At 59.3% G+C, this 8807-nt stretch carries 11 protein-coding genes; 5 read left to right on the plus strand and 6 right to left on the minus strand.

Translation table 11 applies throughout. From position 1 onward, the window contains the following. The coding region (locus tag ABNX41_RS21010) for a replication protein RepA (protein WP_438671645.1) at positions 1–864 on the plus strand (864 nt) is incomplete at its 5' end. A gap of 2 nt (positions 865–866) precedes the next feature. On the opposite strand, the gene ABNX41_RS21015 is transcribed toward ABNX41_RS21010, so the two are convergent. Together ABNX41_RS21015 and ABNX41_RS21020 are read right to left on the minus strand one after the other, a co-directional pair. Then, the gene (locus ABNX41_RS21015; protein WP_438671646.1) at positions 867–3290 is read right to left on the minus strand and encodes an AAA family ATPase; all 2424 of its coding nucleotides are present in this window, start codon (positions 3288–3290) and stop codon (positions 867–869) included. A gap of 4 nt (positions 3291–3294) precedes the next feature. After that, positions 3295–3699 (minus strand): plasmid mobilization protein, encoded by a 405-nt coding sequence (locus tag ABNX41_RS21020; protein ID WP_438671647.1) that lies wholly within the window; start codon positions 3697–3699, stop codon positions 3295–3297. A gap of 209 nt (positions 3700–3908) precedes the next feature. On the opposite strand from ABNX41_RS21020, the gene ABNX41_RS21025 reads away from it, so the two are divergent. The 3 genes from ABNX41_RS21025 (at position 3909) to ABNX41_RS21035 (ending at position 6524) form a co-directional block, all read left to right on the plus strand. Continuing rightward, complete coding sequence (locus ABNX41_RS21025) at positions 3909–5336, plus strand: type IV secretory system conjugative DNA transfer family protein (RefSeq protein WP_438671648.1); 1428 nt, start codon at positions 3909–3911, stop codon at positions 5334–5336. Continuing rightward, positions 5326–5949, plus strand: coding sequence for a hypothetical protein (locus tag ABNX41_RS21030; protein ID WP_438671649.1), 624 nt, complete (start codon positions 5326–5328; stop codon positions 5947–5949). The genes ABNX41_RS21025 and ABNX41_RS21030 overlap by 11 nt, the downstream gene beginning before the upstream one ends. 149 nt (positions 5950–6098) lie before the next feature. Next, complete coding sequence (locus ABNX41_RS21035) at positions 6099–6524, plus strand: hypothetical protein (RefSeq protein ID WP_438671650.1); 426 nt, start codon at positions 6099–6101, stop codon at positions 6522–6524. Between the two features lie 92 nt (positions 6525–6616). Here the strand turns inward: ABNX41_RS21035 and ABNX41_RS21040 are convergent, their stop codons facing one another. Genes ABNX41_RS21040 through ABNX41_RS21055 form a run of 4 tightly spaced genes read right to left on the minus strand, consistent with a single transcriptional unit; the run spans position 6617 to position 7709 of the window. Then, positions 6617–7024 carry a hypothetical protein gene (locus ABNX41_RS21040; RefSeq protein WP_438671651.1) on the minus strand — a complete coding sequence of 136 codons (408 nt, stop codon included), beginning with the start codon at positions 7022–7024 and terminating at the stop codon, positions 6617–6619. Between the two features lie 40 nt (positions 7025–7064). Then, the gene (locus ABNX41_RS21045; protein WP_438671652.1) at positions 7065–7193 is read right to left on the minus strand and encodes a hypothetical protein; all 129 of its coding nucleotides are present in this window, start codon (positions 7191–7193) and stop codon (positions 7065–7067) included. Continuing rightward, complete coding sequence (locus tag ABNX41_RS21050) at positions 7190–7429, minus strand: BrnA antitoxin family protein (protein WP_438671653.1); 240 nt, start codon at positions 7427–7429, stop codon at positions 7190–7192. Before ABNX41_RS21050 ends, ABNX41_RS21045 begins: the two co-directional genes overlap by 4 nt. Then, a complete protein-coding gene (locus ABNX41_RS21055; RefSeq protein WP_438671654.1) occupies positions 7419–7709 on the minus strand; it encodes a BrnT family toxin in 291 nt (96 codons plus the stop codon). Before ABNX41_RS21055 ends, ABNX41_RS21050 begins: the two co-directional genes overlap by 11 nt. 698 nt (positions 7710–8407) lie before the next feature. On the opposite strand from ABNX41_RS21055, the gene ABNX41_RS21060 reads away from it, so the two are divergent. Continuing rightward, positions 8408–8807, plus strand: a 400-nt coding sequence (locus tag ABNX41_RS21060) for a replication initiation protein (RefSeq protein ID WP_438671655.1), incomplete at its 3' end; no start/stop codon positions are given.

Here is an 8807-nt window from a genome sequence, read left to right on the forward strand (position 1 = left end):
CCCCGCCTGCTCATGTTCCACATTTGCAGCGAAGTGATCCGCACCAAACGCCGCGAAGTCGAACTTGGCGGCTCGATGCGGAAATTCCTAGACCGCATCGGGATAGGCTATGGCGGGCATCAGTGGCGATCTTTCAAAGAGCAATCCCGCGCTCTCGCCGCCATGCGCATGACGCTTGGCTATGAGGCGGGCGAAAAGCAGGTGGTCGTCAAAACCGATCCGATCAGCCGCTTTGAAGCATGGATGGGCGGCGACAATCTGAACGCCCAAGGCCAGCTTTGGCCGGATGAACTGGTCGTGGCCGACGAGTTCATGCGCACCCTGCTTGACCATGCGGTGCCGCTCGATCCGGCGGCGATCCACAAGCTGCAAGGCACCGCGCTTGGCCTCGACGTTTACACATGGCTTGCGCACCGGCTCTGCCGCATCCGCAAGGACGGTGGAATCCCCCTCTACTGGTTTTCGCTGCGGGCGCAGTTCGGGCAGGAATACCGTGATGACACCAATTTCAAGCGCGAGTTCCTCAAGGCGTTGAAGGCCGCGACCGTGGCCTATCCCGATGCGCGGGTTGAACAGGTCAAGGGCGGAATCCGCCTCTACCCCTCGCCGCCACCGGTGAAACCTAAGCGCGTGGTGCTGTCGATGCCTGCGCCCAAACCGGCCGCGCCCCTGCGGATCGACCAAATCCACCTGAAGCCAGAAACTTACGACAAGATACCAGAGGCCGCGCCCGGCTGGGACAAGTATCACCTAGAAGGGCTGTGGCGGGATTGGGTCGCCACGAAAGCGGGCGTCCCTAACGATCCTGACAAGGCGTTTCTGGTGTGGTGTAAGAAGTTCACCAAGGGCAAACGCCCGTCATAAGGTTAACGGGTGCGGCCAAGCGTGGACTTGATCTGCCCCTTGCGCTTCCAATAGTCGGCGGCGCTGTCCCGTGGCTTTTCATCGGACGTGCGCCGCTGCGCGGCCTTCCGCACCCGTGCCCGTTCTTCCTGCATGGTGCGGGCACGGCCGCGCTCTCCGGCGAAGTAATCAAGGGTCGATTCCTTCGGGCGATCACGCGACAAGCGGCGCTCAAGGTGCATCGGGCCGCGAAACTCATCGAGGGCATAGTGCAGCTTCACGCTGTCCCGATGCCGCGACAAGGCGACATAGGCGCTATGTTTGTCCATGCCACGGCTGGCCAGCACATGGGCGGTGTCCACGGTCGCGCCCTGCGCTTTGTGGACGGTGAGGGCATAACCGTAATCAAGATTGCGGTAGGCTGACAAATCGACCTCCACCAAACGGGGCTTGTCGCCGTCGAGCCGCACCATAAGCCGCCCGCCTCTAGCCTTCTCCAAGGTGCCAATGGTGCCGTTCTTCACCCCTAGCCGCTTGTCGTTCTTGGTGAACAAAAGCCGCTCGCCCTCGGCCACCTTGAGCCGGAAATCCCGCCGCGGCTGGTCTATACCTTCCTCGCAAGCCGGTATCTCTATGTCGTCTCCAAGCCTGCCCTGTTCGCGCAGCGTCTCCCGCGCCTCGGCATTGAGCGCGGCGACATTTGCGCGGCTGACCGCAAGCATGATGCTGCTGCGCCCGGCTATGTGATCGGCTGTCCAGTCTGTCACAAGAGCCTCTATTGCCTCCGCCTGGTCGTCATGGGCACGCACCTTCTTCTCGCGGCTGTAGGCGTCCAGTGCAGCCCCCACGCGCCCGCTGGCAAGGTCAACGGTCGCCTGCTGCTGCCAGTCCTGACGCTGCCTGCGCACGGCCGTAATCTCGGCCGCGCCGGTGCGCTCCACAATAGCCCGAAACGCCCCGCCCGCCTCGATGCTCTGCAACTGCTGCGGATCTCCTACCAAAACCACCTTCGCGCCGGCGGCCTGCGCCGTGGTCAAAAGCCGGTGCATCTGCCGGCTGCCGATCATGCCGGCCTCGTCGACCACCAACACATCCTTGTCCGTGAGGGCTTCGCGGCCGTGGTCGAGCGCCCATTGCAACCCGTGAAGGGTGCGGCTTTTGATACCGCTGCCACCTTCCAGCCCCTCGGCGGCGATGCCGGACAGGGTAGCGCCCAAGACGCGATAGCCGGAAACCTCCCACGCCGCCCGCGCCTCGGCCAGCATGGTTGACTTGCCGGTGCCTGCATAGCCGACGACACAGGCTAGTCCCGCGCCGGTCGTCACATGCTCAAGCGCCGCCCGCTGCTCTGCGCCCAAGCCCTTCGCCCGAAGCTTTGTGCGCTCTCCCCCTCCATTCAAGCCATGTGCTGATGATGCGGCCATGTCGGCGACGGCCTGCGCCATGTCCTTCTCGATCTGTGCCATTTCGTGGGTGGTGAGGCGGTTTTTCGTCTGGGGTAAATCGACCACCTGCGCCTCGACCTTGGCAAAGAGCGCCTGAAATTCCTCCATGCTGCCCGTGGCGTTCGCCACGCGCTTAGCCAGTTCCTGCCGCGTGAAACTGACATCAAGGCGGGTAAGCTGTTCCAGAATGGTCTTGTCGGGGTGTTGCAGCCGCTCCGTTTCCTTGTCCTTGGACTGCTCGTAATACTGCTGCCACATATCGCGGTGAATCTCGCGGATTTGCTCGATTCCTTCGGCATTTGCCCCCTGTTCCCGTGCCCGTTTCATGGCGTTCCAAAGTTCACGGTGGGCGCTGTCGTCACGGGTGATGCGCAACGGTGCCATGTCCTGCCCCGTCGCCTTGGCGAAGGTATGGGCGGCATCGTAGGCGGCACGGTTGTTCGCCCGTTTCTCGGCGTTGATCTCCCGTTGCGGGCAATGCTCGTTGCCCCGCTCGCGGTCATAATCCAGTGCCCATGCGGACAGGCGGCGCTTGGTGTTCTTCGACACGTCAACGCTGCGCCCGTCCTCGTGGCTCACCAGATTGACCATAAGGTGCAGGTGAGGGTGGCCGGTGTCGCCATGGGCGACCATGACGGCCTGATGCTGTTCCAGCCCGAAACGCTGCAACACCTCCAAGCCTGCGGCCTGCATCTCCTCCGGTGTCGGCCGCTCGCTCTCGTGCCAGTTCAACGACACATGCCAAACGGGGGCTTCATTCTTGCGGCCGCCACGCCGAACCCCTGCGGCCTCCTTCAGCTCGGCCGCGTGTTCGGCTGTCCATGCCATTTCCCGCCACGCCTCGGCCGGGTCGGAAATCCGGCTGTTGATCGCCTGTGCCCATAACACGCGATCGGGGGCTGGCCGGTGTGCCTCGCCCTGAAACAGATATTTTGACAGGTCGCGGAAGCTGCGCCCGCGTCCGTCTGACCGCTCGCTACGGCTGGACAGGCGGGGCACCATGATCCTAGCCCCTCTGCGGGCGGCGGCCTGCGCGGTGCTTGGCCTCTGCGCCCAAAGCATGGCGGGCGGTCACTTCATCGGTGAGCATGATTTCCCAGACCTCGCGCACGGTCGCCAGAGCCTCGGCATGGTCGATCTGGCCGCGCTCGTTAAAGGCGCGGGCGATCTGGTTCATGTTGTTCCCAAGGCGGGAAAGGTGGGCGAACAAGCGCGGCTCCATAGCCTGATAGCCGCCCGCTGGTTCTGTGCGTGGCCGCAGCCGGTGCCCCAGCACACGGGCGCGGACAAGCTCACTGACGCTTAGGCCACAACGCTTCGCCGCCTCGTTCAAGGCGTCCCGTTCGGCGGCCGTGAGGCGCACATGCAGGTTGTATGTGCGGCCTTCGGCGGGGGCTGGTGCATCGGTCATGCAGCGTCCTAATGGCGTAGCCAAGGGTGCAGGGGGAACCCCTGCCGAGACGGGATTGTGTAAACAATCCCACATCTCGCTTCACTACTCAACTGTTCAGCATTACTCTAAAACATCCCTCTTTAAAGCGTAGTTAATCCGTCGGCCGCTCTTGCCTCGATCCCCGCCGCTGTGCCTTCCTGTCCCATAGCGGCAAAAGAGGAATCGACATGGCACAGGAAACCTTCCCGCCGCGTGGCATTGCAAGCCGCACCGATGAAGGGACACCGCCAGATCGAGCATGGCAGGCACCCGAAACCCTTGGGGCGGCGTGGGACTATCGGCGGGGCAAGATCAAACTCGGTCATGACGGGGACGAGCGAACGCTCGGCCTGCTCGACAACCGCCACATGGTCACGATTGCGGGTAGCCGGTCGGGCAAGACCCGCACCCTGCTAATCCCGAACCTGCTGGAATACCCCGGCTCGGTCGTGGTCATCGACCCCAAGGGGGAACTGGCGAGGGCGACAGCCAAGGCGCGGCAGAACATGGGTCAGCGGGTTTTCATCCTGAACCCCTTCCCCTCTGGCGCCAACGATCTGCCCCCCTCGGCCTCGCATAACCCCTTTTCTGAACTGGAACACTCATCCCCGGACACTGTGGCGGCGGACGTTGCCCAAATCGCTGACGCCCTCATCATGGAAGGTGGCGGCGAACGCCATTGGACGGATAGCGCCAAAAACCTGCTGGTTGGCCTGATCCTGTTCGCCATGGCACATGAGCCGGAAATCCTCACGATCAGGGGCATTCGGTCGCTACTCTCCAACGATCTGCGATTGGTTGAGGCGTGGCAGGAAATGGCAATCTCACCGGCCTTTGACGGGCGGTTGGCGAATATCGGCAACACCTTCCTTGGCAAGCTAGAGCGTGACTTTGACGGCAAGCCGACAAGCCCAGACGGGGAACTGCGTTCGATCCTGTCCACGGCACGGGAACAAACCCGCCCGCTCGATGACGTGGCGCATATCACCGAACACTCCGACTTCGCCCTGGACGAGATCGCGCACATCCCGACCACGGTTTACCTTGTGCTGCCCGCCATGCGGATCAGCACACATGCCCGCTGGCTGCGCCTGTTCATCTACCAGCTTATGGCCGCTATAGAGCGCAACCCCCTGCCCCCCGTCCTCAATCACAAGGCGGACGAATGGCATCTGCGCCTGATCCTTGAGGAATTTGCAGCACTCGGCCACATGCAGGTAGTCGAAACGGCCGCCGGTTACATGGCAGGGGCTGGCCTCCTGCTCTGGGTCGTCCTGCAAGACCTCACCCAAATCAAACGGCACTATCCCGAAACATGGGAAACCTTCCTCGGAAATGCGGGCATTATCAATGCCTTTGGCGTGGTCGATGCCACGACAACCCGCTACCTGTCCGATCTGCTGGGCACAACAACGATCATGGAAGATCGGCAAGGCCATGTATCTACCAGAACCGCCCAGACAGGCGCTATCCAGCCAGAGAAAAGCCCTCGAACAATCCCCCTTCTCGATCCGGCAGAAATCACCCTGCACTTTTCACGGGCAACAAATCGTCAAATAGTGATAACGCCGGAACGCCCCCCGGTCTACATGCAGAGGCTACAAGATGGCGTTTAAATGTGAATCTTTCAAAAGGCATGACGATAAAGGAAATCTTACCGGGTCAGGTGTAAAATGGACAGAGGGTGACGAGGAAATCGGATCAGATGTTTTTTCTATAATTGTGGCAATGGCAATTTTCCTTGGTGGCGCGACACTTGCCAACAACTATGAAAATATCTGGTTCTTTATTATTATTTGTATTCCATCGGGCGCGTTCGCTGCATTAATGGTGTGGAGTCTGAATAAAAGAAAAGAAGAACTTACCTTCACCACTGATGATCGTGCCAGAATAGGTAACGGAAAACACTACACAGAGTTTCGCCCAAGCAACATTGTCAGCATTGAATATCGGCGGGATGAACAACCCGTAGGCAAAGATGCTACGCCGATAAATTACCCAAGGTGCCATATTATATTTATGAATAACGAAGGTGAAATTTCGCATGTGGCTAATCGCCTGCATGAAAACAACGCTATCAAGGTAACAACCCAGCTTAGTAAAGCCTTGGATGAAATCCGCCGGGCTATGCAGGCCACCACTAACCCCACGAGTGCCCAGCCGATCCAGAAAGCCCAGCCTGCCCGCTCGGCCGCTGGCAACATAGACGACATAGACCCTCTGGCCTGACCGAAGGCCGCCCCCGCCCCAGCCATGTGGGGGGCGGTCGGGGGCGGCCTTCTCTGTCCCTGCCTTGACGTGTGCCCGCGAAGCAGGCACCATTTCAGCAACGCACCACAACAGGCCAGAAGTCCGGTGCACAACGAGGCAGGAAACACATGGAACACATCTCAATGACAGAGGCCGCGAAGCAGTTTCGCGTCTCCAAATCCACCCTCTCAAGGGCTGTAAAATCAGGGAAAATGTCCGTTGCCGTTCGCCATAAGGACGGGACATTCGGGCTAGACCCTTCAGAGGTTGCGCGTTTCACAGGAACGTTGCGGAACGACAAGAGGACTGGTGCGCAACGCCCTGTTTTAACACAAGAAACGCCAAGCAACGCCCCTGCGGAACTGGTTGCAGCCCTCAACGCACGGATTGACGATCTGAAAGAGGCGCTCACGGCCAAGGATGCCCAGATCGCCGACATCGCGAAGGATCGGGACGCATGGCGCGACCATGCTAAAGCTGCCCTCCCTGCCCCACAGAAGACCCGTGGCGGGCTTTTCGGGTGGCTCAGCGGGGGCAAGGTGGCTAACGGGTAAGACGCCATCCACGGGCTTAAAAACAGCCTCTAAACAGTTAGGCGGCGGATCAGGCCGCTTTGCGCCCCGCTCTGGCCGCGCCTGCGGCGTGATTAGAGGCTGTTTTTAAGCCTAAATCTGGCGTTTCTTGTATTCCAAAACAGTTCCCAAAGCGTTGCTTGCATAGGCTGATAGCCAAGACGCTGACAAAATGCCTCAAGGCTCATATCATCGGCAAACGCCTTTGCGCTGCCATATAGCGCGGCTATAATATTCTCCGTGATTTTCGGATCATCCCAAATATACACGCCACGCTTTCCATGCGGCTGTGAGTTCTTAAGAACAATGTGGATTGATCGCCACGCCTCCAAGCGGACGTTATCCAATGCTGAAACGCAAAAAACCGCTTCTTCCTCTTTGGTCGGGAAGAAGCGGTTTTGATCTTGGTTCCATATTTTGCTAGCCAATTCAAGAAAGGCTTGGTGCATCAGATCAAGGTCTGACCGAATGATAACGGGCATTCTTCACCTTATCGCGGCGAATGTGCATCCTTGTAAGCCTTCAAAACCGCGTTAATCCGCGCTTGAAGAACTCCAGCACATCACGGTCAATTCTCATATTCAAGGCGGCTTTAGCTTCGGGCAGGCCGACATGCGCTTGCGTCCAGACGATGGTATAAAGATACTTCATTTCGGTTGATGAGCCTGAACATAGGCTGACAAGACCGCTGCCATGCGGGCGGTGTAGCCACGTGGGTTCTGTTTCTTGAAGAAAGCTACCACGTCCTCGGACACGCGCAGACTTACGTTTGGCTTGGTCTGAGGGGCTGTTATCTTGGCTTTTTCCCAGAATTTTTCATCCAATTCTGGAATGTCGCTATAGTTAATGTCGGCATCAGAACGCGCCGCCATTTCCTCAACACTCAAGGGCTTTCTGTATCGTTTCGTCATATCTTTTACGCTCCTTTCTGTTGGCCTGTCGGGCTGAAATTATGCGACAAACCCCGTCTCGTTCAGTATGAACGACTACCAAAACCACGACTTCGCCAAGCCTGCCTAAGCTGATGATCCGTTCCTCTCCGTAGGGGAACCGATCATCTATCGCATCAAGTGTGAACCCCTCGAAAATCTTTGAGGCATCCTCGAAGCTCACCCCGTGTTTCTCGATGTTGGCGCGGTGTTTGTCTTCATCCCATTCGAACTTCATCGTCTTATCCATACCTTAATGTAATACTTTTTGTAATACAAATCAACACTAGTCTCTCTGCTGACCGTTGAAGGGCACTTCCTGTTGTTCCCTGTTCGATTCCCGCCGAAGGCGAGAAGCGAACCCGCCCCGAAGGGGCGGAACACGATGTTCCCCGTCCCGATGCTTCCATCGCACCGCCGCGCGCAGCGGCAGGCAAGGGCGCGCAGCGGGATCGCAGCCACGCGCAGCCCGAAGGGCGAGCATGGCGAGAACCCACCCCTTGCCAGAGCGAGCACGGGGGTAAGATGGCAGTTGAGGGCGGGAACAAAAAGACTCATCGGCCGCCGCCGCATGGCGGCCGATTCCGCTGGCGTCACCTGTAGGCCGAAGGCCGGAAGGTGTCCGCTTTACGACTACATCCCGGAGCGTTGGCGACTAGGTTTAGGAGCGTTGGGCTTGCCATAATCTGGGGGCAAAAGTTATCCACAGGAACCTGCGCCTTATAGGTCAGAATCTATAGGTCAGAATCTAACGGTTTTAGGGGGGTGGTGATCTACGCCACCTAGGGGTGGTGATCTACGCCACCTAGGGGTGGTGATCTACGCCACCACCGCCCTACAGGGGGGAGCGATCTACGCCACCTAGGGGGGCGATGGACAGTGCCCTGAAAAATCCGGCCTTTGCACCCTGTGGCAAATCAGGCAAGCTTGATTCCGATGACAGACGACACCGACGACAAGCACATTTCCAAGCTGCTGACGGCCACGCCGCCCGCACTGGTCGAGGCTGCGCCCGACCTGTTCGGCGCAGAGGTTGACCAGCCGCAGTTTCTCCATGCGGTGCTGTGTCAGGTCGGGCTGCCACGCTCGAAGGTGGACGGGCGCGAGTTCGTGCGCACCTCCGGCAGTGCCTCGATGCTGCTTGAGGCCGGGAAGTATCGGGACGTTTGGGGCAACTGGACGGATGCCCCCTTGCCCTACGGCACCAAACCCCGCCTGCTCATGTTCCACATTTGCAGCGAAGTGATCCGCACCAAACGCCGCGAAGTCGAACTTGGCGGCTCGATGCGGAAATTCCTAGACCGCATCGGGATAGGCTATGGCGGGCATCAGTGGC

Origin of the sequence: Pseudogemmobacter sonorensis, assembly GCF_042762395.1 — a bacterium.
Lineage (GTDB): Bacteria > Pseudomonadota > Alphaproteobacteria > Rhodobacterales > Rhodobacteraceae > Pseudogemmobacter > Pseudogemmobacter sonorensis.